General features: G+C 45.2%; 30 protein-coding genes. 29 read left to right on the top strand and 1 reads right to left on the bottom strand.

The genetic code is table 11. From position 1 onward, the window contains the following. Nucleotide 1: 1 nt before the first annotated feature. The 11 genes from AC0YNT_RS28335 (at nucleotide 2) to AC0YNT_RS28285 (ending at nucleotide 6,996) form a co-directional block, all read left to right on the top strand. On the top strand, nucleotides 2-343 hold the full coding sequence (locus AC0YNT_RS28335; protein WP_475807644.1) for a helix-turn-helix domain-containing protein: 342 nt from the start codon (nucleotides 2-4) through the stop codon (nucleotides 341-343). Between the two features lie 15 nt (nucleotides 344-358). Continuing rightward, complete coding sequence (locus tag AC0YNT_RS28330) at nucleotides 359-664, top strand: hypothetical protein (RefSeq protein ID WP_475807643.1); 306 nt, start codon at nucleotides 359-361, stop codon at nucleotides 662-664. 138 nt (nucleotides 665-802) lie between these two features. Continuing rightward, nucleotides 803-1,300 carry a helix-turn-helix domain-containing protein gene (locus tag AC0YNT_RS28325; protein WP_475807642.1) on the top strand — a complete coding sequence of 166 codons (498 nt, stop codon included), beginning with the start codon at nucleotides 803-805 and terminating at the stop codon, nucleotides 1,298-1,300. 381 nt (nucleotides 1,301-1,681) lie between these two features. Further along, the gene (locus tag AC0YNT_RS28320; protein WP_475807641.1) at nucleotides 1,682-2,434 is read left to right on the top strand and encodes a DnaD domain-containing protein; all 753 of its coding nucleotides are present in this window, start codon (nucleotides 1,682-1,684) and stop codon (nucleotides 2,432-2,434) included. After that, nucleotides 2,421-2,795: a hypothetical protein gene (locus AC0YNT_RS28315; RefSeq protein WP_475807640.1), complete on the top strand. Its 375-nt coding sequence runs from the start codon at nucleotides 2,421-2,423 to the stop codon at nucleotides 2,793-2,795. The genes AC0YNT_RS28320 and AC0YNT_RS28315 overlap by 14 nt, the downstream gene beginning before the upstream one ends. Continuing rightward, nucleotides 2,761-4,155, top strand: a complete 1,395-nt coding sequence (gene dnaB, locus AC0YNT_RS28310) for a replicative DNA helicase (protein WP_475807639.1) — start codon at nucleotides 2,761-2,763, stop codon at nucleotides 4,153-4,155. The genes AC0YNT_RS28315 and dnaB overlap by 35 nt, the downstream gene beginning before the upstream one ends. A gap of 23 nt (nucleotides 4,156-4,178) precedes the next feature. Next, nucleotides 4,179-4,451: a hypothetical protein gene (locus tag AC0YNT_RS28305; protein ID WP_475807638.1), complete on the top strand. Its 273-nt coding sequence runs from the start codon at nucleotides 4,179-4,181 to the stop codon at nucleotides 4,449-4,451. Next, nucleotides 4,448-4,579, top strand: coding sequence for a hypothetical protein (locus AC0YNT_RS28300; protein ID WP_475807637.1), 132 nt, complete (start codon nucleotides 4,448-4,450; stop codon nucleotides 4,577-4,579). The genes AC0YNT_RS28305 and AC0YNT_RS28300 overlap by 4 nt, the downstream gene beginning before the upstream one ends. A 27-nt stretch (nucleotides 4,580-4,606) precedes the next feature. Beyond that, complete coding sequence (locus tag AC0YNT_RS28295) at nucleotides 4,607-4,975, top strand: hypothetical protein (protein WP_475807636.1); 369 nt, start codon at nucleotides 4,607-4,609, stop codon at nucleotides 4,973-4,975. A 188-nt stretch (nucleotides 4,976-5,163) separates the two neighbouring features. Further along, nucleotides 5,164-5,553 (top strand): hypothetical protein, encoded by a 390-nt coding sequence (locus AC0YNT_RS28290; RefSeq protein ID WP_475807635.1) that lies wholly within the window; start codon nucleotides 5,164-5,166, stop codon nucleotides 5,551-5,553. A 249-nt stretch (nucleotides 5,554-5,802) separates the two neighbouring features. Further along, on the top strand, nucleotides 5,803-6,996 hold the full coding sequence (locus AC0YNT_RS28285; RefSeq protein ID WP_475807634.1) for a glycosyltransferase family 4 protein: 1,194 nt from the start codon (nucleotides 5,803-5,805) through the stop codon (nucleotides 6,994-6,996). An 803-nt stretch (nucleotides 6,997-7,799) separates the two neighbouring features. Here the strand turns inward: AC0YNT_RS28285 and AC0YNT_RS28280 are convergent. Further along, entirely contained in the window at nucleotides 7,800-7,991 is a 192-nt protein-coding gene (locus AC0YNT_RS28280) for a hypothetical protein (RefSeq protein WP_475807633.1), read from the bottom strand. Nucleotides 7,992-8,086: 95 nt separating this feature from the next. Between AC0YNT_RS28280 and AC0YNT_RS28275 the strand changes: the two genes are divergently transcribed. The 18 genes from AC0YNT_RS28275 (at nucleotide 8,087) to AC0YNT_RS28190 (ending at nucleotide 22,136) form a co-directional block, all read left to right on the top strand. Next, entirely contained in the window at nucleotides 8,087-8,644 is a 558-nt protein-coding gene (locus AC0YNT_RS28275) for a tyrosine-type recombinase/integrase (protein WP_475807632.1), read from the top strand. Between the two features lie 271 nt (nucleotides 8,645-8,915). Further along, the gene (locus tag AC0YNT_RS28270) at nucleotides 8,916-9,200 is read left to right on the top strand and encodes an HNH endonuclease (RefSeq protein ID WP_475807631.1); all 285 of its coding nucleotides are present in this window, start codon (nucleotides 8,916-8,918) and stop codon (nucleotides 9,198-9,200) included. Nucleotides 9,201-9,291: 91 nt separating this feature from the next. Then, the gene (locus tag AC0YNT_RS28265; RefSeq protein WP_475807630.1) at nucleotides 9,292-9,651 is read left to right on the top strand and encodes a P27 family phage terminase small subunit; all 360 of its coding nucleotides are present in this window, start codon (nucleotides 9,292-9,294) and stop codon (nucleotides 9,649-9,651) included. A gap of 11 nt (nucleotides 9,652-9,662) precedes the next feature. Next, a complete protein-coding gene (locus AC0YNT_RS28260) occupies nucleotides 9,663-11,381 on the top strand; it encodes a terminase large subunit (protein ID WP_475807629.1) in 1,719 nt (572 codons plus the stop codon). Between the two features lie 5 nt (nucleotides 11,382-11,386). Further along, nucleotides 11,387-12,580 (top strand): phage portal protein, encoded by a 1,194-nt coding sequence (locus AC0YNT_RS28255; RefSeq protein WP_475807628.1) that lies wholly within the window; start codon nucleotides 11,387-11,389, stop codon nucleotides 12,578-12,580. Further along, complete coding sequence (locus tag AC0YNT_RS28250; protein ID WP_475807627.1) at nucleotides 12,573-13,145, top strand: HK97 family phage prohead protease; 573 nt, start codon at nucleotides 12,573-12,575, stop codon at nucleotides 13,143-13,145. Before AC0YNT_RS28255 ends, AC0YNT_RS28250 begins: the two co-directional genes overlap by 8 nt. After that, nucleotides 13,145-14,548 (top strand): phage major capsid protein, encoded by a 1,404-nt coding sequence (locus AC0YNT_RS28245; RefSeq protein WP_475807626.1) that lies wholly within the window; start codon nucleotides 13,145-13,147, stop codon nucleotides 14,546-14,548. The genes AC0YNT_RS28250 and AC0YNT_RS28245 overlap by 1 nt, the downstream gene beginning before the upstream one ends. A 5-nt stretch (nucleotides 14,549-14,553) precedes the next feature. After that, complete coding sequence (locus tag AC0YNT_RS28240) at nucleotides 14,554-14,712, top strand: hypothetical protein (protein ID WP_475807625.1); 159 nt, start codon at nucleotides 14,554-14,556, stop codon at nucleotides 14,710-14,712. 15 nt (nucleotides 14,713-14,727) lie between these two features. Then, a complete protein-coding gene (locus AC0YNT_RS28235) occupies nucleotides 14,728-15,006 on the top strand; it encodes a hypothetical protein (RefSeq protein ID WP_475807624.1) in 279 nt (92 codons plus the stop codon). Next, nucleotides 15,003-15,308 carry a phage head closure protein gene (locus tag AC0YNT_RS28230; protein WP_475807623.1) on the top strand — a complete coding sequence of 102 codons (306 nt, stop codon included), beginning with the start codon at nucleotides 15,003-15,005 and terminating at the stop codon, nucleotides 15,306-15,308. Before AC0YNT_RS28235 ends, AC0YNT_RS28230 begins: the two co-directional genes overlap by 4 nt. Further along, nucleotides 15,301-15,693: an HK97 gp10 family phage protein gene (locus AC0YNT_RS28225; RefSeq protein WP_475807622.1), complete on the top strand. Its 393-nt coding sequence runs from the start codon at nucleotides 15,301-15,303 to the stop codon at nucleotides 15,691-15,693. The genes AC0YNT_RS28230 and AC0YNT_RS28225 overlap by 8 nt, the downstream gene beginning before the upstream one ends. Then, the gene (locus AC0YNT_RS28220) at nucleotides 15,690-16,025 is read left to right on the top strand and encodes a hypothetical protein (RefSeq protein WP_475807621.1); all 336 of its coding nucleotides are present in this window, start codon (nucleotides 15,690-15,692) and stop codon (nucleotides 16,023-16,025) included. Before AC0YNT_RS28225 ends, AC0YNT_RS28220 begins: the two co-directional genes overlap by 4 nt. A gap of 4 nt (nucleotides 16,026-16,029) precedes the next feature. Further along, nucleotides 16,030-16,608 (top strand): major tail protein, encoded by a 579-nt coding sequence (locus AC0YNT_RS28215; RefSeq protein WP_475807620.1) that lies wholly within the window; start codon nucleotides 16,030-16,032, stop codon nucleotides 16,606-16,608. A gap of 6 nt (nucleotides 16,609-16,614) precedes the next feature. Continuing rightward, nucleotides 16,615-16,983 carry a hypothetical protein gene (locus AC0YNT_RS28210; protein ID WP_475807619.1) on the top strand — a complete coding sequence of 123 codons (369 nt, stop codon included), beginning with the start codon at nucleotides 16,615-16,617 and terminating at the stop codon, nucleotides 16,981-16,983. Nucleotides 16,984-17,160: 177 nt separating this feature from the next. Beyond that, entirely contained in the window at nucleotides 17,161-19,590 is a 2,430-nt protein-coding gene (locus AC0YNT_RS28205; protein ID WP_475807618.1) for a phage tail tape measure protein, read from the top strand. Then, the gene (locus AC0YNT_RS28200) at nucleotides 19,583-20,422 is read left to right on the top strand and encodes a phage tail domain-containing protein (RefSeq protein WP_475807617.1); all 840 of its coding nucleotides are present in this window, start codon (nucleotides 19,583-19,585) and stop codon (nucleotides 20,420-20,422) included. Before AC0YNT_RS28205 ends, AC0YNT_RS28200 begins: the two co-directional genes overlap by 8 nt. A 10-nt stretch (nucleotides 20,423-20,432) precedes the next feature. Further along, a complete protein-coding gene (locus tag AC0YNT_RS28195) occupies nucleotides 20,433-20,702 on the top strand; it encodes a hypothetical protein (protein WP_475807616.1) in 270 nt (89 codons plus the stop codon). After that, nucleotides 20,703-22,136 carry a hypothetical protein gene (locus AC0YNT_RS28190; RefSeq protein WP_475807615.1) on the top strand — a complete coding sequence of 478 codons (1,434 nt, stop codon included), beginning with the start codon at nucleotides 20,703-20,705 and terminating at the stop codon, nucleotides 22,134-22,136. The last annotated feature ends 26 nt before the right edge of the window (nucleotides 22,137-22,162 follow it).

Here is a 22,162-nt window from a genome sequence, read left to right as displayed (position 1 = left end):
CATGTTCACGGTTGACTTAGACCTATCCCTTTTACAAAAAGCAATTGCAGAAGTCGTGCAACGGGAAGTGAAAAACGCATTACAAGAACTCAATATTAAGAGCTTATATCCACCAGTACTGAACAAAGAGCAGTTCATGGATTTCTTAGGAATTAGCTCGACGAAGGCGTCTGAATTGATTAATAGAAAGGATTTTCCAGTCTGCAAAAAGATAGGTCATCCGAGAATTTCGACGGATCTTCTAATCGAATGGATTAAAGAAAACTCGGAATGGGTAGGAAATAACGCAAAAACTGATTCACCGGCATTGTCACTACGTAAGGCCAAAAACCAAATTGCATAAAGGAGGAATATACATATGGCTACAATTCCAGCCGAGCTTCTGAAAGATCGTTACTGGCGTGGTACGCTTCATCTGTTTTTGAATCACGGAAAACTTAATTGTTTTCTCAATTCCGGTTATTTCGAATTGGTTAGCCATCGGATCTACGGCGACAAGCTGAAGAAGATATCTGCCCCTTGGTCACAAAGTGAAAAATTCATGTTGAATTTGGCCCTTCACTTGTTTAACGAGCGGTTCAAAGTGAACTTATCGGATATGGATTATCTTGATCCAATTAACAAACAGATGGCTCTTGAAGCTATCAAACTTCGTTTTTCTTAACAAGAGGGCCTGCCGTACCCGTTGGAAGGCAGGCGGTAAGGTAATGACTTTGGCAATTAAATTGTAACAAATTCGAACGACACATATCGATTGCGTCCTGTTCCAATTTGTCACGGAAATTAGAAAGGAGATCGAATAATGACAATCGGGCAAGAAATTAGAGCAATGCGTGAAGATTTGGATCTTTCACAAACTGAGTTTGCAAGTAAATTAGCTATTGACCGTTCATTACTTTCCAAATTCGAGACTGGCGAACGCGAAGTTCCAGCTTCAGTAAAGCAGAACTTAGCACGTATGAGTTGGAGGATGGCTCTCACAGTAGCAGATGAAGCAACAGGGGGGTACTTTTCAAATATCCTGCATGATGTTCCAAATCTTGATTTGCACCCAGCAGCCGTAAAAGATGTTCTGCTAAAAGAGTTAGCTGAAGCTGAGGAAGCATTGGGGGAGTTAGCTATGGCCAAACATCTTGATCCAGAAAAACGTCGACAATCAGCTGAAAGAGTATGGCATGAAACACGAGACGTTCTTGAAAAAGCAGCAGTTATGATGGGCGTCCTAGAGGAAGAGTTTGGTCTAGATCGGAAGTGCTTAACACAGAAACACGAAATGGAAATCAAGCAGGGTAAGCGATGATTTACGAGTGGTGGTGGCGAGTATTAGGTGGGTTGTTGTTTCTCGGTACGATTGGGGCGATGTTTTTGCTCATGTTCGAGGTTCGGATAGTAACGATAAAAATAGAAAAAGCCCAGCGGACACTGGACTTTTTCAGAACGAAATAAATCGAACGACTAAAGATTACCACAGATTAATATTATCGGCAATGGAGGGCTGAAATGGACAAGCTCACTGTAAATTTTTCATTTTACGCATGCGGAACATGCGACAAACCTTACGGGATCGATGCGGATGTCACTGAAGAGCCGTTGTGTCCTTATTGCGGGCAGTCTTATTTCTCGCATATTTCTGACCAAGTAGTTATCTTGACTCCAGCTACTTTAGAGGGGTGAGGAAGCATTGAACCAGGAACTTGAGTTGCACGCCTTCATCGATTGGCTCGAAATCAACCCACTGGAGCCAACCGCACAAACTTTGTGGTTACACCTCATAGTGATTGCAAACAAGAGCGGTTGTCCGGAGTGGTTTACAGTAACCAATCCCCTGTTACAGGCAAAAGTCGGCGTGACGGAAAACACATTGAACAAGCATCGAAACTATCTTGTTCAGAAAGGCCGCATTGAATATAAGTCAATGGGTAAGCAAAAAGCAGGGAAGTACAAAATCATACCTTTCAGCACCTCAAATTTTGAGGTAAACCGCGAGGTAAAAGGTGCGGTAAACCGTGAGGTAAAAGGTGAGGTAAAAGGTGCGGCTTTATTAAAAGATCTTTCTTCTTCTAATTCTTCATCATCTTCTATACCGGATTATGAATCTTATTACACTGCACACAAGAGATTGTTCGGATTCGATTGTAACCCTTGGCAAGCCCAAAAACTTGGAGTATACATTGACCAGGACGGGCTAGACGAGGAAGTTGTTATCCGCGCCATAGAGCGAGCTGCTTCTAAAATGGAGGGTTACAATTTCAATCTTATCTCGACGATTCTTGATGATTATTTCCATGCCGGAGTACGAACGGTTGAACAGGCAATGGCTCTAGACGCATCATTTGATGCTCGCAAAAAGTCCTCACAACAGCAACGCAGCAACGATCGGAAGGTTGTTGATTTTAACGAGATCGCGAGGGAATTAAAACATGCGGAAGGCTGAAGTCGCAGAACTCTTCGAAAAAATCGCCCTTTATTATTCATCGTTTCGGAATACGGACAAAGCCTTAGAAAAAATTAACGCTTGGCATGATGTACTGACAAATATCCCATTAGAACAAGCGCTGGAAAATCTAAAGCGATACGTTGCGCAGCCGGAGAATAAATATCCGCCGCATCCAGGTGAGCTGGCAGCACCACTGGAAACGAAAACAACTGCCATGCGCTATCACAGTTACATGAAAGAGTCCGGTCAATCAACCCTGGCTGGAATCGATGAGATGAGCAAGTGTGCTGTATGTCCGACTGAAGACCAACGTAGAAGGGTGCGTGAATATTGTGGACGAGCGACTCCTACCACATAGCATAGAGGCAGAGCAATCTGTTATCGGCGGGATCCTGCTGAATGGGAAGATAGACGAAGCTGAGCGTATCCAACCTGAATATTTTTATGACGCGGGGCATCAGATCCTGTTCGCCTGTTTAAGGGAACTCAGGGACTCCAACACTCCGATTGACGTTATATCTCTTACAGGTTTACTCCAGGAGAAAAAAAAGATTGAGAAGGTCGGAGGGGTAAGCTACCTTACGCGAATGATGGAAGCTGTCCCTTCCTCCATTCAGGTCGAACATTACAGCAAAATAGTGTTTGAACGATTTTTACATAGGCAGACTATTCTATCGGCTCAGGAAAGCTTAAAACGTGCGTGGGAGTCTGAAGGAGCCTATGAAGCGATTGCAGGAATGCAGGTATCAGCGACAAGATTATCTGAACAAGCCGGTGCGAGAAAAGAAGTAAAGACGATACGTGAAATCGCCATGAATGTTTTTGAGCAGGTCGAGCAACGGAGTGCAAATAAAGGGATTAAAGGTATAACAGGGATACCATCAGGTTTTCCAGACCTAGATAAGATGACAAGCGGATTCCAAAACAGTGATTTAATTATTATTGCCGCCCGTCCCTCTGTAGGGAAAACAGCTCTTGCACTGAACATAGCTCAAAACGTAGGGGTTAGAGAAAAGCGACATGTTGGCATATTCAGCTTAGAAATGTCAGCCGAACAGCTCGTGCAGAGGATGGTAAGCTCAGAGCAACATATTGAGGCAACAAAGCTTCGTACTGGCTATATGGAAGGCGAAGATTGGGAGAGACTTACCCACGCAGTGAGCTCGTTATCAGGAACAAATATATATATCGATGATACTGCTGTCCAGACCGTTCAAGACATTGCCGCAACCTGTCGGACACTTAAGAAACAGTACGGTCTAGATCTTATCCTTATAGACTATTTGCAACTTATTGCCGGACGAGGAAAAGGTGAAAACAGGCAACAGGAAGTTTCTGAGATATCACGTACATTGAAGCAGTTGGCTCGGGAATTGAATGTACCAGTGATCGCTCTTTCCCAGCTTAGTCGTGCGGTGGAGCAACGTCAGGACAAACGACCAATGTTATCTGATCTCCGAGAGTCCGGATCAATCGAACAGGACGCGGATATCGTTGGTTTCCTCTATCGGGATGATTACTACGATAAAGAGTCCGAGAAGAAGAACATCATTGAATTCATTCTTTCAAAGCAGCGGAATGGGCCAGTCGGAACGGTGGAGCTGGTGTTTATGAAGAACTACAACAAATTTGTCAGCCTCGATCGGTCACATGATTCGGTTTACAAACAACAAGAAGCAGCCTCTACAGTACCTGATATGTACCGGCGAGCAAACTGAACTAATTAAAAGCGGGTGGTAACGTGACAGCTGAACAGAAATTTGAATGGATTCAAAAAGCGATAAAGAACTGTGGTGTTGAAATAGAAATCATCGCCTTAGCTGATGACAATCAATTCGCAGGCATACTGAACGGTCAACTAAAATGCTTTGTAGCATCGCCATATTGTAACGCCAAATATACATGGCATAGCGCTGCGGGAAGCATAGTGGATCGAGGGGGGCTGGACTCCATCCCTGATAACTACGGCTTTGTAGAGGATATAATCGGCGGGCAGATGGAGCTCCAGCTATGAACTGGGATGATGCCGATATTGAGCAGCTAATGAACATCGCTTATGACGATATCGCGCTTCCAATCGAGTTGCGTATATCGGCCGGAGTAGAGCTGAAGCGTCGAGTTCGTGAGAAATTGGAGGGATAGAGGTAAGATGAAGGGAGGTGACATAGGTTGGTTGAAGAATTAAAGGGTTTTCTGCAGATAGTTAAGAAAATGTCACCTAATGCATTTATAAATCTTAACAATGAATTAATTTTAGATTCGAAAAACAACATCTATTTCAGATTGGATAACATCGATAGCGAATTGGAATTAAAATGCAAAGTTATTGCTTGGCTTTCAAGACCAAGTTGCAAAGGAGTAAGTAATTACTGGCAACGTAAATTCTTGCATATCGTAAATGAGTTTTTGGGGACGGATTTCACCACGGAACAGATTTCATATGTATATGCCTATCTTGGTATGGATTGTAACCGACTACTCACTGTGAAGTTTATAAAGTCTGGTTATGATCTATCGATATTGCCGCAAGTAACATAACATAATGAATAACTGAAATACTTGAGGAAGGTGCATGGTATGTGTCACAATTTTATTGTGAAACAAAAAAAGGGCGGTATTTAACGAAGGGAACAAATAAGAAAACCTCCGGACTCTGTTGGGGAACGGGCTCCGGAGGCGAATGTACATTCTCATCCTTATTATACACAGAAAAGAGGATGAGGGGAATGACGGCTTTGGCAAAGGAATTATATGAACAAATCGAGTTATTTCCTCGGGCAAATGAATCGGATATATTAGCAGCCAAAGAGTTGCTTGAGGAATACGAGAAAGCTTGCAAATTACGGATTAGTTTTGAAGAAGAGCCGTTTGAAGAGTTCAGCGAATTGGGACAAGCATCCTATCGCAAATGCTTGAGAAAGATCAAACGCATTGAAAGGGCAGCGAAGTTGATACTTGACGGCGAGATCAGAGAAATTGTAGAATTTCGATATCTTCAGGGCAATTCGTATACAACGACCATACAGCATTTCACAAAAATGATGGACGATAGAACCGTTGATCGTAAGTTGAACAAAGGAATTGAATCGATTGCCGAGACCTTGAAACTTTTTTGATAATGACGACTTCAACAGCAGGTCTAAGGACGTATATATGCCATTTGCATTTAACAAAAAGGTACAGTGGAATTACAAAGAGCACAGTACACTATGCTCAGGTAATATCTACTGTACCTTTATTATTCTAGCACTCGGAATTATCTTAAATATTGCATATGTTTAGGCAACAAGAAGTATCCAAGCGAATTTACAAAAAACACCAACATACCTATAATAAAGATAGATATTTTATAGGGAGGAATTGAATTGAAGAATTTAAAAGTGGGTTACTTATGGAATTCTTACCCCCACAAAAGAAATATAATTAACATAATCGAAGATTTTGATTATGTCAAAGTAACAGATTTTTATAAAATAGCTACCTTGGGAGTTAAAGTATTACAGAAACTAAAGATTCGTGTCAGTGGCGATCTTTTCACAAACATCTACCACAGATTTGATGATTTAGAAATAAATAAAAAGGTAGATTTATTTCATTTTTTTAACAATGTAAGCTACGGCAAAACTCCATGGGTTTCAACTTTTGAAACGCTAATACCAAGATATCCAGTTTTAATGCATCATCAAGAAAATAAGATACCCAAAGATAACCACGTTGAAAAAGCTCTTCAGATGATTTCCAGCAGTTCGTGTAAAAGAATTATTGCATTATCAGAATGTACATTGAATTTCCAAAAAGAATTACTAAATTCGTACCCTCAATATAAAGAGAAGATAGAAAATAAAATGTGCGTTATCCATCCTCCACAACAGTTATATGTAAATGATTTTAGTGAAAAAGAACTGGATATCAATAATGAGGTTTCTTTTATTTTTGTAGGTGGTGATTTTTTCAGGAAAGGAGGATTGGAAGTTTTAAAAGTATTTAGTAAATTAAGAAATACTAATAAACTTCCGATAAGATTAACTATAATAAGTGCATTATCCGGAAATGATTATGCATCCAAAGCTGGAATTAACGAATTAAATTTGGCGAAAAGGATCATGGATGATAATAAGGAGTGGATACATCACTTTCATAGGTTGCCTAACGATCAAGTAATGAAAATGATGAAAAAGCATCATGTAGGGTTGCTCCCTACTTGGGCAGACACGTACGGTTATTCCCTGCTTGAAATGCAAGCCAATGGCTGTCCCGTGATTTCCACAAACATAAGAGCTTTACCTGAAATCAACGATGATGAAAAAGGTTGGATAATTAATGTCCCTAAAAACTCATTAGGGGAGGCGTTTTATTCAACGGAAGAGATGCGCGTAAATTTAAGCAATATTATAGCAAGGCAGCTCGAAAATATTGTAATTCAAATATTCAATAATAAAGAAGTTATTTATAATAAATCTCAAAAATCTATTGATAACATTAAAGAGAATCACTCGTTAAAAAAATACTCAAAAAGAATGAAAGAAATTTATATGGAATCTCTAAAAGTAACAGTTTAGCTTATATCTTTCTCCACTAATTCAACAATAGTATAAACCTAACTGTGGCCATCTGGTATAAGGTGGTCTTTTCTGTTTATCAAAATGCAGCAGATCATTACGCAGTTAAGAAGCGTTATCGACACGGTAGATCTCGTGGATATAGACGCCTTCCCTGACGATATCCAACGCGAGCTATTCGAAACAGCTGCGGAGCTCGAGCGCTTGGAACGTATCCACCGCGGAGAATCGGACCCAATGTACTGTCCCTTAAATTGTTCTGGAAATGACGGTTCTCAGACGGATAATGGACGGATATACGCCAGTCAAATTAAAACATCAAAAAGGTACAGTTAGATCATAAGAAGAGCGAAAGCTCGGGTGATCCTACTGTACCTTTATTAATTGTAGGACTCGGTCATGCGGTGGGTCTTTGACCTTAGGCGCTAGTCGCCAAGCGTGTGATGATGAGGTGGGGTTCAATGCCCCTTAACAAGGTCGACTTGTCCCTTGTTCATATAGCCTGAATTAATTCTGGTTATATGAACAAGAGATAAGCGGAATAGTTGCGTTTCAGAAAACGCCATTAATTGGAGTTTTTTTATTTTATAGAAAGGCGGTGGTCGGATGCGCTACACGCGACGAAAATCAAAGGGTAACTACGCTGACCAGTTGCAACCAGTCAAGTGTCGAGGGTGTTTATGGGGAAGGTTCGAAGGCTCGAAGCAATTCTGTAGCAAGCCGAAATGCCCGAAGGACCTAAATATTCAAAATCCCAAGCGTTTGGGATTTTGAATAAAAAAGAGCCTAACCGTGTCAGCATTTTACGCAGTCTCAATATTTTGGTATTTCAGTTCAATATGACCACATGATGGACAACCATAAGCTTGAACCGGAAGAATAGAACCAATTTGAATATCAACTTCACCGTTCGGACCTTTAGTCCATGCGACAAGGCCATTGTATCCTTCGTTCTTCTGCAAAACACCGGTCTTACAACGCAAACAATTTTGCATATAGAGTACCCTCCTTCACTATAGGAATATTTAACCAAGTCTATTATACGACAAAATAGGAGTTTTGAAATAGCTAACGAGGGTAGGTGAGAGATTTGAATACAGTACAGCCGATAAGGAAGGAAGAACTGATTGAGGAGATCAAACGGTTTCTAAAGAGTAGATGCGATCGGGATTGCTTCTTTTTCGTCTTTGGAATAAACATTGGCCTACGGATTAACGACTACCTACATCTCAAAGTTAAGAGCGTTCAAGGTAAGTACGAACTGGTTATCCGGGAGAAGAAGACAAAGAAAGAAAAGATCATCCCGATCAATGCTACTTTAAGGAAAGCAATAGCTGAGTATACAAAAGACATGCAGCCGAATGATTATCTTTTTCCATCGCGGCAACGTGATGAGCATAACCTTCCAAAACCAATTACCAGGGAGAGAGCTTACCAGATACTACAAGATGTAGCGGACAGGTTCAACCTTGAACGAATTGGCACACATAGTCTTCGGAAGACCTTCGGGTTCCATCTATATGAGAAGACCAAGGATATCGCCTTATTGATGTATATATTCAATCACTCAACTGAGAAGATCACGCTTCGTTATATTGGCAAAAATCAAGAATCATACAGTAAGGCTATGGCGGGGTTTGGTCTATGAGTTTTACTCAATTATCAATTGTTAAACTCCATAACAACAAAACCCAAAGAGCCTTGTCCTTACTAGTAAGAATGGCGCTCAATGACTTTAACAGAATATAAGATATGTTAAACTCTCCATTTATGCAGAATATACAGTTTTCGAACAGAAATTGGAGAGAACTGTTCGAAAGGCAATCGCTTTTAGGCCAGTAAAATCAAGGGCTCTCGGAGGATTTCCAGCAACCAAAATAGCCTGCATATTTATACACGAGTGAATGGAGGTGAGGAGAATGACGCTGCCGTTCTACAAATCCACCAAGTGGAGGCAGAAGCGAGAGCGAATTCTAAGAAGAGATGAGTATCTCTGCCGGGAGTGCAAGCGATATGGTAAGAGCACGCCAGCCCAGACAGTGCACCACATTAACCCTCTTGAGCATCATCCTGAATTGGTGCTGGTGACTTGGAATTTGCTTTCACTTTGCAACAAATGTCACGATACGATGCACGATCGTGTAACTGGAAAATTAACAGAAAACGGAAAAAGATGGAAAGAGCGAATAACCCCCCCTCCTTAGAAATAAAAATTTCAAACCTTTCGGGACCGGTAAGGGGAGCTTTTTCCACGCACGGAGTCCCCACAAACTTTTTTTTGAAGAGGTGGTGTCAATGTCCAATGAGGCAAAGCACTTAGATAAAGATGTAATCAGACGGGCAACCATCAAGGACATGAAAGCCCTTCGGATTTACAAAAAGCAGTATGACCGACTCATCGACATATATTCGGATCTGGTCGCTCAATATAATCGATTGACTGAGGATTGGGCAGACAACGGGTACCAGGTCGAATCTGAAACAGCTCAGGGTGGAGCGAAAAAGTCGCCGATTGTGGCTACACTGGAGACATTGAGGAAGGATATTTTGGCATACTCAGACAGGTTGTGCTTAAACCCTAAATCACTTGAGACAGTTACAGCGGAGAAGTCGGAGACTTCCAGGCTCACGGCCCTGATCAATAAGCAACGATGAAGCAGCTGAAGATGCAGAAGCCTAAGAACTACGAGGTTGTCATGGATTACGCCGTTAGCATCGTGAGCGGCAGTAAAGTTGCGTGTGTCGAGCTTATAGAAGCGGCTCAGAGATTCTTGGACGATCTTTCATCTGGGAAGTACGACTTCAATCCTGCTGATGCGGAATACGTAATCGAGATAATTGAATCGACGTTCGTGCATGAAAAAGGAGAACGACTGGACGGGACACCGCTCAGGGGTTCTCCTTTTTTATTGGAGCCATGGCAGAAGTTCATCATCTATAACTTGCTCGGATTCTATCAAAAGGGCACGATTCTTCGCCGGTTCCAAGAAGCCTTTCTCTATGTCCCGAGGAAAAACGGTAAGACACCATTCTCGGCGGGATTAGCTTGGGCGCTTGCACTTCTAAGTATACGGTCCAGTTCCACAATTTATATTGTAGGAGCTGCCCTTCGCCAAGCATTGCAAAGCTTTAACTTCATCGTTTACAACCTTCAGCAGATGGGTGAGGACAAGAACTTCCGGATCCTGGACAATAACCAGAATCATAGTATCTCCGGACAGTTTGGCGAAGGCTCGCTTAACATAGAGGCGTTGGCTGCGAACCCTGATGCTCAGGATTCCTTAAACTGCAACTATGCGATTGCCGATGAGCTGCATGCTTACACTCGTCCTAAGCAATACAACATCATTAAAGAGGCGATGAAAGCTTACGCCAATAAGCTGATGATCGGCATTACGACAGCAGGCGATAACATGTCTAGCTTCTGCTACCAACGTTTCCAGTATTGCAAGAAGATCCTGAACAGGACTATTAAAGCGGAACACTATTTCGTTTTTATCTGCAAAGCGGATCAGGACGAGAAGGGCGATGTCGAGTACACCTCTGCTATTGAGCATGAGAAGGCCAATCCGAACTACGGCGTGAGCATCCGGCCATCAGACATTATGAAGGAAGCTGAAGAGGCACAGAATGACCCGCAGCAGCGTAAGGATTTCTTAGCGAAGTCGCTCAATGTCTACACAGCGGCATTACTGGCTTACTTTAATCTCGACGAATTCAAGGCGAGTGATAGGAAGTACACTTGGACCCTAAGCGATTTGGCCAAGTTGCCGATTGATTGGTACGGCGGTGCTGACTTATCCAAGCGTCATGACTTGACGGCGGCGGCATTGTACGGAACTTATGGGGATGTTGACATCGTCATCACTCATGCATGGTTCCCGATTGTTGCAGCAGCGTCCAAGGCAGAAGATGATAACATTCCGCTCTTCGGTTGGAAGGACGATGGCTGGTTGGACATGTGTAATTCGCCGGTTGTGAACTATTCGGATGTCGTAAATTGGTTCAAGAAGATGAAGACAGCAGGCTTCAAAATTAAGCAAGTAGGTTTCGACCGGAAATTCGGACGGGAATTCTTCATGGGCATGAAGAAGGCTGGCTTCCGCATTGTAGACCAACCACAGTATTTCCATAAGAAGTCCGAAGGGTTCCGACGAATCGAAACCAAGGCGAAAGAGGGCAACTTCTACTATTTGCATTCGCAAGCTTTTGAATATTGCTTGCAGAATGTCCGAGCCATCGAGAAGACGGATGACATGATTCAGTATGAGAAGGTTACGCCAGAGCAACGCATCGATTTATTTGATGCGGGGGTGTTCGGAGCGATCCGATTACTTGAGAACTTGGAGACTTCACAAAATGCAGGCGATTGGCTAGGAGGCTGATAACATTGGGTGGGAAAAAGAAACGGTCTGCTAACCAGACGCGGGCTGATACGAAGACAACGGTAGGCTGGTTTATGAATGACGACAATACGTCCATTCTTATTCCGGGATATACTCGCCTTTCCGATAATCCAGAGGTGAGAATGGCGGTAGATAAGATCGCCGATCTGATCAGCAGCATGACGATTCATCTCATGCGTAACACTGAAGAAGGAGACTTGCGAGTTAGGAATGAGCTGTCTCGCAAGCTGGACATTAACCCGTATAGCTTAATGACCCGTAAGTCTTGGATGTACAATCTAGTGTATACGATGCTGCTGCCTGGCGATGGAAATAGTGTCATCTACCCGGGGATTCGAGACGGTCTGATAGATGAGCTTATTCCCCTAAAGCCTTCCGGCGTCTCATTCATAGATACACCGGATGGGTACAGCGTATTGTATCAAGGATCGACGTATCAATATGATGAAGTTCTTCACTTTACCATCAACCCTGACCCAGAAAGGCCGTGGATTGGCACTGGTTACAGGGTTGTACTGAAGGATATCGTTGACAACTTGAAGCAGGCGACAGCTACTAAAAAGAGCTTCATGAGCGACAAGTGGAAGCCCTCCATAATTATATCGGTTGATGCTATGACGGAGGAGCTGTCCAGTTCTGAAGGACGAGATCAGATTCTTAACAAGTACGTGTCGGAGACTTCAGGCGGTAAGCCTTGGGTTATTCCGGCCGATCTGTTGAAGGTTGATCAGGTACGGCCCCTCTCTCTTGCTGACCTTGCGATAAATGACGCTGTGCAATTGGATAAACGAACTGTAGCCGCCCTCATTGGAGTGCCGGCTTTTTTTGTTGGCGTTGGCGACTTCAAGAAGGACGAATACAACGCCTTTGTTAACACAAGGGTCCTGCCGCTTGCTACCGGCATTGTACAAGAGTTAACGCGGAAGCTTCTCTACGCTCCGGATCTTTATTTCAGGTTCAATCCGCGCAGTCTGTATGCTTACGATTTGAAAGAGCTTGCTGAAGTTGGCAGCAACCTTTATGTACGTGGATTGTATCTGGGCAATGAAATTCGCAATTGGCTTGGAGATTCACCGCTCGAGGGCCTTAATGAGCGGGTCATTCTAGAGAACTACATCCCCGCTGGCATGATTGGAGATCAAAAGAAACTGAACCAAGGAGGTGATGATGATGGATAGAGAGATTCGGCAAACGCGTAGCATCGTTACAGAATTAAAGACACGGGCAGCTGACGGGGAGGATTTGACGATTGAAGGTTACTTTTCCGTTTTTGGACAACAGACGGAGTTATGGCAGGGCGCTTATGAGGAGATCGCTCCCGGCGCTTTTGACAATACACTCGGCAATGATGTCCGTGCCTTGGTTAATCATGAAACGATGTTTGTGCTAGGGCGGAATAAAGCGGGCACGTTGGAACTTCGAACTGACAGTCATGGCCTATGGGGCAGCATCAAGATAAATCCGGACGACGCGGATGCTATGAACCTCTATGCGCGGGTAAAGCGGAGGGATGTCGATCAATGTTCATTTGGGTTTAATATTGTCCGCGAAGAAGCGGACTGGTGTGCTGACGGTAGCGTTAAATGGACTATTCTTGAAGCTGATTTGCATGAAGTGTCAGTTGTCACTTTCCCGCAGTACACAGATACAGGTGTTCAGGCTAGAAAAGCAGAAGTCGCCCAGCATCGAGATCGACAACTGCAGCAACGTAAAAACAATTTGAAAGCGAGGTTGAATAAATAATGGCACTGAAGCAACTGATGTTGACAAGAAAGATTCAGCAGAGGAAATCCTCACTGGAGGAATTATTGCAGCGCGAAGCGCAGCTTAAGACGAGATCGGAAGAGTTGGAGGCTGCTATCGAAGAAGCGAAAACTGATGAGGAAATCGCGGCTGTCGATGAAGAGATCGTTGCTCACGAAGCCGATCAAACGAAATTGAACGAGGATAAGGGTGCTATAGAGGGCGAGATCGCGGATCTTGAAGGTGAGCTTGAACAGATCAAAAGCAACGAGCCGACAAACACACCACCTGCTCCCGTAACATCAGCTTCAACAGAAGTAAGAAACCAATATACTGGAGGCGAAAAAAGAATGAGTGTTTTCAAAGGTTTGGCGATGGAACAACGTACGGCGCTTGTCGCTCGCGGTGAAGTTAAGCAGTTTCTGGAACAAGTTCGTTCGGCAGGAAAGGAAAAACGTTCTGTATCTGGATCTGAATTGACTATTCCAGAAGTCATGCTGGAGTTGCTGCGAGACAACATGCATCGTTACAGCAAATTAATCAGCAAAGTCAATCACCGGCCAGTAAAAGGTAAGGCTCGACAAAACATTACAGGCGCAATTCCTGAAGGTGTGTGGACAGAAGCAGTTGCATCATTGAACGAGCTTTCACTAGCTTTCACTCAAATTGAAGTGGATGGGTATAAGGTTGGTGGCTTCATTCCAATTCCAAATTCCACATTAGAAGACAGCGACTTGAACCTTGCTGCTGAAATCTTGGACGCAATTGGACAAGCAATCGGGCTTGCAGTTGATAAGGCTATTCTCTATGGTACTGGAGCGAAGATGCCGATTGGTATTGCAACTCGTCTTGCTCAAGCAGCAAAGCCGAGCAGTTGGGGGGCTAACCGTGCAACATGGACGGATTTGCATCTGAAGAACATTCTTAAAATTGATCCTAGTAGCATGTCAGCAGAGCAATTCTTCGCTGCACTTATTCTGAAACTCGGTGTAGCTCGTGCGAATTACAGCAATGGGAACCGATTCTGGGCAATGAATAGTAATACGTTGGCTGCACTTCAAGCCAAGGCAATTACTTTCAATGCAGCTGGCGCTATAGTTTCCTCTGTTAATGGAACAATGCCAGTTGTCGGAGGAGACATTGTAGTCCTTGATTTCATTCCAGACAATGACATCATCGGTGGTTACGGATCCTTATACCTCTTGGCTGAACGCGCGGGTATTCAATTGGCTCAATCAGAGCACGTGCGGTTCATTGAGGATCAAACTGTATTTAAAGGTACTGGTCGTTTTGACGGGCAGCCTGTCTTCGGTGAAGCCTTCGTCACTGTAAATATTGCGAATGTAGCACCTACTACAACAGCGACATTTGCGCCTGATGATGCTAACGAGCCGGAGGTGTAATATAGATGGCTAAAGTGTTGAAGGCGTTTCGAGATAAAGTCACAAAGAACCGATACCAACCGGGAGACACATATAAAGGCGATCGTGCAGAAGAGCTTGCTGAACTAGGCTTTGTTGAAGTGAAAAAGCCGAAGAAGCCTCCGACCAATTCTGAAACAGAGTAAGGAGAGGGATGCCAAGTGGACGAAACATCGGTCGTCAACCTCGTGAAAGCTAGGCTTGGCATTACTTCAACTGTCCGAGACACGTATCTAACTGCTATTGCCAAAGGCGTAATACGAGAGCTAGAAGATGAGAAAGGCGTTGTCCTTGTTGAAGGAGACGCTTCTCATCTTCTTTTTGTTTGTGACTACGCAACTTGGCGATATCAAAGCAGAGACAGTGTCGGAGCGATGCCAAGGGATATACAATTTCGCCTTCATAACCTGATTATCCATTCAGGTGGTGCGAGCGTATGACATACGACTACGAGTTAACTCTTATCGGCGAGACGATCACCGAGGATGATATCGGAAATCAAATTGCTACCGAAATTCCTACTGCCATCCTCTGCGACATCAAGTCAGTCGGGCGTGGGGAGTTCTACAACGCAGCAGCTAAGGGCCTTCGACCGGAATATATCTTCGTCGTTCATAAGTTCGAATACAACGGAGAGCAACTGGTGGAATTCGAGGGTAAAAGGTATACCGTGCTGCGCTCATATGCAGTTAATTCTGAGGAACTTGAATTGACCTGCGAGAAGGTGCTGGGGAATGGCTAACATTCGAATTGATCAATTAGCAGAAGCCATCACATCAGCAGTGAGGTCTTATACAACAGACGTTTCTGAGGCCATTGAGAAGAAGGTCGACGATGTTGCCGAGGCCGTCCTGCAAGACACAAAGCGAACCGCTCCAGTCAGGACCGGAAAGTATAGAAAAGGCTTTGCAAAGACCAAACGGACGAAACCCGGCCAAGGCTACAAGGGCTACTACATTTGGAACAAGAAGGATTATCGCCGGGTCCACCTGCTGGAGTTTGGACATGCCAAACTTGGCGGCGGGCGTGTAGCGGCAAAGCCTCACTTGCGTCCGGCTTTTGATAGGAATGCGGAGCAGCTACAGGAAGACATTAAGCGGATTATCAGGAATGGAGGGGGAAGATGACATTACAGGAGCTTAACCAGGCACTTAAAAGTACCGGAATGCCGGTTGCTTATAGCGAGTTCAAAGTCACAGCAAAGACTCCAGCCCCTCCTCCACCTTTCATTACCTATCAGCTTGCCTATAACTCGGACGTTATCGCTGACAATCTCAATTATCTTGAGATCGGGAATTATCAGGTCGAGCTTTATACAGCCAAGAAAGATCCTGTAGCCGAGAGCTTGGTGCAATCCAAGCTAAAAGAGCTGCAACTGCCTTACAGCAAAGTCGAGGCTTATCTTGACGATGAGCAACTATTTCAAATCATTTATCAAGTACAACTGATCGGAGGCTAACAATATGCCCGAAAATAAAGTTACGTTTGGTTTGGAGAAAGTCCACATCGCTTTCTTTGACGCTGATAGCCTTACCCCTCCTACGTGGGAGGCGCCTACGCCTATTCCCGGTGCTGTTCGTTTTACTCCTGAAGCGCAAGGCGATACCTCCACCTTCTACGCCGACAATGGCGCTTACTTCGTTGTATCAGCTAACAATGGTTATACAGCTGAATTGGAGATGGCACTCATTCCAGACGCCGTTAAAGCCCGCATGCTAGGTTGGGAAGTCGACGATAATGGAATGCTTGTGGAAGTGACAGACGGCATCCCTGAAAAATTCGCTCTGCTCGGACAAGTCAAAGGCGATCAGAAGAACCGCCGGTTCATTTACTACGATTGCCAAGCAAGCCGCCCTGCTAAAGAACACGCGACAAAAGGCGAGTCCGTAGAAGTCGCTACAGATGTCCTCGAAGTTTCCATCTCCCCTATCGAGGTTGATGGGAAGACGATTGTTAAGGGTGACATCGAGCTCAACACTACTAATGCTACGGCATACAACGCCTTCTTCACATCCGTATACACTCCACAATTCGGAGGTTAATCATAGATGAGAGAACTTAATTTTGGTGATCAAATCGTTAGAGTCAAGGCGACGCCCTTGGCTCTTCTTTTTTATAAGCAGGAGTTCGGCAGCGACCTCCTCGGTGACATGACAAAGATGGGTGAGTGGCAGAAGGATCCATCTAGCTTGGATACCGTGGCTATTCTGCAGATCATCTGGGCAATGGCAAAGGCTGACGCATTCGGCGGCCAACCATTTCCGTCATTTGTGAACTGGCTGAATTCGTTGGATGGAGCGGATTTCTCCGACGTTTCCTTGATGAAGGGCGCAATGGAGGAAGCGGCGCATGGCTTTTTTCGTAAAGGCCTCCAAGCACCAACAGAAGGACGGAAACCGCGCAAACCTCGGGGATAGGTTGGAGATTGAATTAATCAGAATCGGCAAAAAGATGAACCTCTCTCTTGCTGAAATGAATGAGTTTCGGGTAAGTGATTTATTTGACCTAGGTCATTCTTATTTCGGTGAAGAAGACGGCTCGCCTAAAGAGGCAACACAGTCCGATATAGACGCTTTCTACGGGAGGTGAGGTAATTGGCAGAAAGTATTAAAGGTATTAACGTCGTCATCGGCTCAGACACAAGCGGCCTATCTGCTGCGCTCGGTGACGTAAATAAACGAAGTCGGGACATTCAGTCAGAGCTTAAGCAAGTCGAGAAGCTCCTGAAGTTTGACCCGGGCAGCACAGTGCTGATCACGCAAAAGCAGAAACTCCTGGCGGACTCAATCGAGAACACCAAGGAAAAGCTCAGTCGTCTCAAGAGTGTTCAGGACCAGGTTGCTCAGCAGTTCAGTAGCGGAGATATTTCTGAAGGACAATATCGTGCTTTCCAACGGGAGTTAGCTCAAACTGAACAACAACTACAGTCCTTCGAGCGGGCTTTAGAATCAACCGGTCAGCAAGTGGATGAATTCGCCGATAAGACTGGAAAAGCCGGAGACAAGCTGAAGAATGTCGGCGATGGCATGAAGAATTCTGGTGCTAACATGACGGCAGGCGTTACCCTTCCCCTTGTTGGTATCGGGTTGGAAGCAATGAATGCTGCAGCCCAGGTTGAGGGCGCTTCGAGTATGATTCAGGCGAGACTTGGAGCTACAGCAGAGGAAGCGGACCGTCTTTCTGAAGCAGCTCGCGGTATTTGGGAACAGGGCTTTGGTGAGAGTATCGATGACGTAACTTTGGCACTGACAACCGTTGAACAGAGCTTTAAAGACCTGAATGAAACCGATCTCAACCAGATAACCACAAGCGCCCTTCTACTCCAGCAATTATTCGGGGCTGACGTGACAGAGTCCGTTAGTACCGCATCTGTTATGATGAAGAACTTCGGAATTGATGGAGCTACTGCCTTCGATCTGATGACTGCCGGCTTCCAAAAGGGCGGGGACTTCTCAGGAGAACTGCTGGATACACTTCGGGAGTATTCCCCGCAGTTTGCTTCAATGGGCATATCTGCAGCAGATGCGATGGGCATCCTTATTGCTGGAGCAAATGCTGGTGCCTTTAATCTAGATAAGGTCGGAGATGCGCTGAAGGAGTTCAACATCCGGGCGCAGGACGGAAGCAAAACAACGGCAGAGGGATTTGCCGCGATTGGGCTGGACGCCACCACAATGGCTAATGCGATTGCTGCAGGCGGAGATACGGCGAGTAGCGCCTTCCAGGCTACGATTGCGGCACTGGCCGGCATGAAAGATCCGGTGCAGCAGAATATAGCCGGTGTTAACCTATTCGGTACGCAGTGGGAAGACCTGCGCTCCAAGGTTGTCTTGGCGATGCAGGACGGTATAGGTTCCCTTAATGACTTCGAGGGGGCAACTGATAAGGCCGGAGCTGCGTTGCAGGGTTCACCACTCGCGCAAATGACAGCCCTATGGCGGCAACTTCAATCTGACTTAGTGCCACTCGGCAATGCTCTTATTGAGCTGGCGCAGACTGTTTTGCCGCCGTTAATCGCCGCAGTCTCCGCTCTGGCAGGTTGGTTCTCGAATCTATCCCCCTCTGCACAAAAAGTTGTCGGTATTATTGGTGCCATTGTGGCAGGGATAGGACCACTATTAATTGCATTCGGGGCCATCGTCTCCGCTCTCGGCACATTGATGCCGGTTTTTGCGGCGCTGACTGGCCCCATTGGATTGGTAATCGCAGGAATCGCTGCTTTGGCGGCAGCTGTTTACTTGGTCGTCAAGAATTGGGAAACGATTAAGACATTCTTTTCTGGGTTATGGGCTTGGATGGTCGACTTCTTCAAGAAGTGGGGCGTTGAGATCCTGGCGATTGTCGCGCCATTCATCGGAATTCCGCTGCTGATTGTGAAGCATTGGGATGAGATCAAAGCTGGATTATCCGCTGTGTGGGACTGGATCCGCACCACGGCAAAGAAAATTTTCGGTGACATAGTTGACGGAATCAATGACAGATGGAACAAATTGCGGGAGGGCACAGTCAACCTTTGGAACACCATTATTGGCGTCATAAAGAACGCTATGGACTCCCTGAAAAATCTGCCAAGCCAGATGCTTGAGATTGGTAAGAACATCGTGCAGGGTATTGTGGACGGCATAAACAGCAAGATCAGCGCGATAAAGGACAAGATTAAAGAGATTGCCTCGACGATCACAGACGGTATTAAGGGCCTGCTTGACATCCACTCTCCTTCCCGGGTCATGATGGCTATCGGTGAATACACCGGTGAAGGTATGGCGCTGGGCTTGCAAAACTCGGTTGCGGAAGTTTCTAGGCAGGCTTCCTCATTGGCGAAGGTTGCTGTTCCGAAGGCTTCAGATTTTTCTCAAGCTACTGGAGGCGGCAGTGCAGCGGCAGGAGGATTTTCGGCTGGTGGCAGTCAGCAGCATGTTGTGGTTCCGGTATATCTGGATAGCCGTGAGATTGCTCGAGCTACAAACGGCCCGATGGCGGATATGGCCATGACAAGAGCAAGGGGGTTGGGACGTAATGGCTAACAACAACGGATTCACTCTAACCCCGGTATCAGCCCCATCTGACGTCCGGACAGCTAAGGCGCTGGGACTTATCATGCTTCGCCAATCAAGGCGCCCTATGCTTGCCACAACGGTCGACAGCACGGCAGACGTAGCAGGCATGCACGGCGCGTATGACTTCGGGGCTAAACTCTCCCCTATGCAGTTCGGGCTTGAATGTGCGATGATCACGCCGAATTACAAGGAATTGCAAGCGGCAGCGGAGCGACTAGCAGAGTTCTTGCTGGACGCGTCCGGACGGCCTCGGCAGCTAGAGGTAATCTTCGACAACAAGCCGAGCAAAAAGTATATAGTTCGATATTCCGGTATTTTGGACATTGAACGCATTATGGGGCTGGGGAGATTTATGCTGCCGTTCACGGCTTTCGATCCGTTCTCTTATCAGACGGAGCTGTCGACTGAGGAGTTTGATTGGGATAGCGACATCCTGATGGATAACGAGCGGATCACCTTCGACTACGAGCCGCCAATCTACATGGTTACAGCGCCGGGAACGGTCGAAGTTGTCAACTATGGAGCCTTCGAAATATGGCCAGTTATTCAGGTGGTTGGCAGCTTCACAAGCCTATCTTTGACCGTAAACGGCCGGACGTTGGTTTATGGCGAGGCTGTTGCCTCCGGAACGGTAACAATCGACTGCCAGCGCTTGCAGGCAAAGCTTGGCACAACCAACAAGAACAACAAAGTATCCGGCCAGTTCATCAAGCTGCAGCCTGGAACAAATAGCGTTCAGATCGGCGGCACAGGGCTCAATTGCTCTGTGTCTTTTGTATTTAGAGCGAAATATACGTGAGGTGATGGGTATGGCTGATTTGATACCTGCAGGAACATCATTAGATGCTGGAAGACAAGCGATTAATCAAAAAATAGCTCAATTGGATAACCGAGTAGGCATGATTCTTGGTCCGGTAGAGGGAGATATCCCCGTTACTGTAACAGGGAGCAGCATGGAGTTGTACGGGAAGTCCACAGACACCAAACCGACTGTAGGTGTTAATATCGGAACCACATTTTTTGAAATTGACACAACAAGCGTCTTTATGTGGGACGGAGAGATTTGGAGGGCGATCTAAATGGACGTTGCTAGCTACTCGAAGTTGAAACGAACTCTGGGTTATATGGCAAACATGGCAAACAAGCCAGCCCAAGCCCATTTAACACCGGTTGCTTTCAGAGACACAAACATCAATATAGATAGCAACGCGAACCAGACAGGGACAACGCGAATGCGTATTTTCCCGAAGTTTTTATCTCAGGACATCGTATTAGGCTATGCAAACTATTATAACGGGGGGATCGGCACTCCTTCTCCGCGTTCAAATAGCATTACCGTGAAAGCATCTATAGAGATTAATGGAAAAATCATTCCGGCTTATTTTAAGGGGAGTCGTTCAACGACAATTCCATCTGCTGGAGTGGTATATTGTGACCCAATCCCATGTATCATTGGGCCAACCGATTCGGTGTTTATACGAACCTATTTTGATGTTGGTGTCGGCGGGTATCTTCCGATTAATACAAGGCTTTGCCTCCTTAATGATGTTAAAGATGGGGTGACATATGGCTCTGATTTGACAGATAGCGGAACAGTGACTGATACCTCCCTAGCCGATAGTTATACGGCAAGTATTATTTTAGGATCCACAAAGATTAAAAAAGACGCTGTAGTAATACTAGGCGACAGTATCGCAAGTGGTACAGGAGACTACATTCAGGCAGCAAATGGTGCCACAGGGTTCATAGCCAGGGCACTAACCACAAAAGGCATACCGTGGAATAAAGTTGCTATGGGAGGCGAAAAGGTAGCTGACTGCTTGACGAGCCTATATATTAGAAGGTCGTTCTTTAATGACCATAACAAGGTAGTCGTTAACTACCCCACCAATGACATGTCAGCCTCTGCACAGTTAGCCCCAATTCAACAGAACATGTTGAAGCTATGGGAGTATCTTTCTAACTTAGGGCTGATGGTGTACCAGTCCACTATCACACCAAAAACTGGTTCCACGGATAGTTGGACAACTTTACAGAATCAAACGTTATCGAGCGGGACAACTGAATCGGTCCGCCTAGGATTCAATGCATGGCTTCGTGATACCGGGCTTAATGGCGCTATAGCTCAAAGTAATGGCAGTTTATTAAAGGTATTAGACGCAGCAGCCAACGTAGAGGATACGACAACAGGCAAATGGAAAGTGTTCACCACTCCTCTTTATAGTGGGACAGTGTCTTCAGCTACAAGCAACACGTTAACCTGCACGTCAATGCCATTCGCTTCTAGAGATTTAGACTATGGAACAGTCGTCAAAATTATAAGCGGAACAGGCGCTGGTCAAACAGTTCAAGTGGATAACAATTCGACACCGACACAAATTGTAGTGAAAACTAATTGGACAACCATTCCGGATGTAACCTCTCAATTTTCTGTTTTTAAAGTGCCTACTTATGACGGAGTTCACCCATCACGACATGCTCATGTGGATATGAGCGCAGCGATTGATGTATAACCGTGTGAATAAAATTTTATAAGGGA

The sequence above is a fragment of the Paenibacillus sp. J22R56 genome, assembly GCF_056269375.1.
This window is presented reverse-complemented; position numbering and strand designations above follow the sequence as displayed.

What these genes read in the sequence shown, in the direction of transcription:
- AC0YNT_RS28280 (WP_475807633.1), bottom strand. Translation starts at nt 7,991, where the DNA reads ATGCAAAATTGTTTGCGTTGTAAGACCGGTGTTTTGCAGAAGAACGAA.
- AC0YNT_RS28225 (WP_475807622.1), top strand. Translation starts at nt 15,301, where the DNA reads ATGGCTAACATTCGAATTGATCAATTAGCAGAAGCCATCACATCAGCA.
- AC0YNT_RS28260 (WP_475807629.1), top strand. Translation starts at nt 9,663, where the DNA reads ATGCAGAAGCCTAAGAACTACGAGGTTGTCATGGATTACGCCGTTAGC.
- AC0YNT_RS28210 (WP_475807619.1), top strand. Translation starts at nt 16,615, where the DNA reads ATGAGAGAACTTAATTTTGGTGATCAAATCGTTAGAGTCAAGGCGACG.
- AC0YNT_RS28195 (WP_475807616.1), top strand. Translation starts at nt 20,433, where the DNA reads ATGGCTGATTTGATACCTGCAGGAACATCATTAGATGCTGGAAGACAA.
- AC0YNT_RS28325 (WP_475807642.1), top strand. Translation starts at nt 803, where the DNA reads ATGACAATCGGGCAAGAAATTAGAGCAATGCGTGAAGATTTGGATCTT.
- AC0YNT_RS28315 (WP_475807640.1), top strand. Translation starts at nt 2,421, where the DNA reads ATGCGGAAGGCTGAAGTCGCAGAACTCTTCGAAAAAATCGCCCTTTAT.
- AC0YNT_RS28220 (WP_475807621.1), top strand. Translation starts at nt 15,690, where the DNA reads ATGACATTACAGGAGCTTAACCAGGCACTTAAAAGTACCGGAATGCCG.
- AC0YNT_RS28265 (WP_475807630.1), top strand. Translation starts at nt 9,292, where the DNA reads ATGTCCAATGAGGCAAAGCACTTAGATAAAGATGTAATCAGACGGGCA.
- AC0YNT_RS28230 (WP_475807623.1), top strand. Translation starts at nt 15,003, where the DNA reads ATGACATACGACTACGAGTTAACTCTTATCGGCGAGACGATCACCGAG.
- AC0YNT_RS28190 (WP_475807615.1), top strand. Translation starts at nt 20,703, where the DNA reads ATGGACGTTGCTAGCTACTCGAAGTTGAAACGAACTCTGGGTTATATG.
- AC0YNT_RS28200 (WP_475807617.1), top strand. Translation starts at nt 19,583, where the DNA reads ATGGCTAACAACAACGGATTCACTCTAACCCCGGTATCAGCCCCATCT.
- AC0YNT_RS28290 (WP_475807635.1), top strand. Translation starts at nt 5,164, where the DNA reads ATGACGGCTTTGGCAAAGGAATTATATGAACAAATCGAGTTATTTCCT.
- AC0YNT_RS28240 (WP_475807625.1), top strand. Translation starts at nt 14,554, where the DNA reads ATGGCTAAAGTGTTGAAGGCGTTTCGAGATAAAGTCACAAAGAACCGA.
- AC0YNT_RS28335 (WP_475807644.1), top strand. Translation starts at nt 2, where the DNA reads ATGTTCACGGTTGACTTAGACCTATCCCTTTTACAAAAAGCAATTGCA.
- AC0YNT_RS28250 (WP_475807627.1), top strand. Translation starts at nt 12,573, where the DNA reads ATGGATAGAGAGATTCGGCAAACGCGTAGCATCGTTACAGAATTAAAG.
- AC0YNT_RS28300 (WP_475807637.1), top strand. Translation starts at nt 4,448, where the DNA reads ATGAACTGGGATGATGCCGATATTGAGCAGCTAATGAACATCGCTTAT.
- AC0YNT_RS28270 (WP_475807631.1), top strand. Translation starts at nt 8,916, where the DNA reads ATGACGCTGCCGTTCTACAAATCCACCAAGTGGAGGCAGAAGCGAGAG.
- AC0YNT_RS28215 (WP_475807620.1), top strand. Translation starts at nt 16,030, where the DNA reads ATGCCCGAAAATAAAGTTACGTTTGGTTTGGAGAAAGTCCACATCGCT.
- AC0YNT_RS28330 (WP_475807643.1), top strand. Translation starts at nt 359, where the DNA reads ATGGCTACAATTCCAGCCGAGCTTCTGAAAGATCGTTACTGGCGTGGT.
- AC0YNT_RS28245 (WP_475807626.1), top strand. Translation starts at nt 13,145, where the DNA reads ATGGCACTGAAGCAACTGATGTTGACAAGAAAGATTCAGCAGAGGAAA.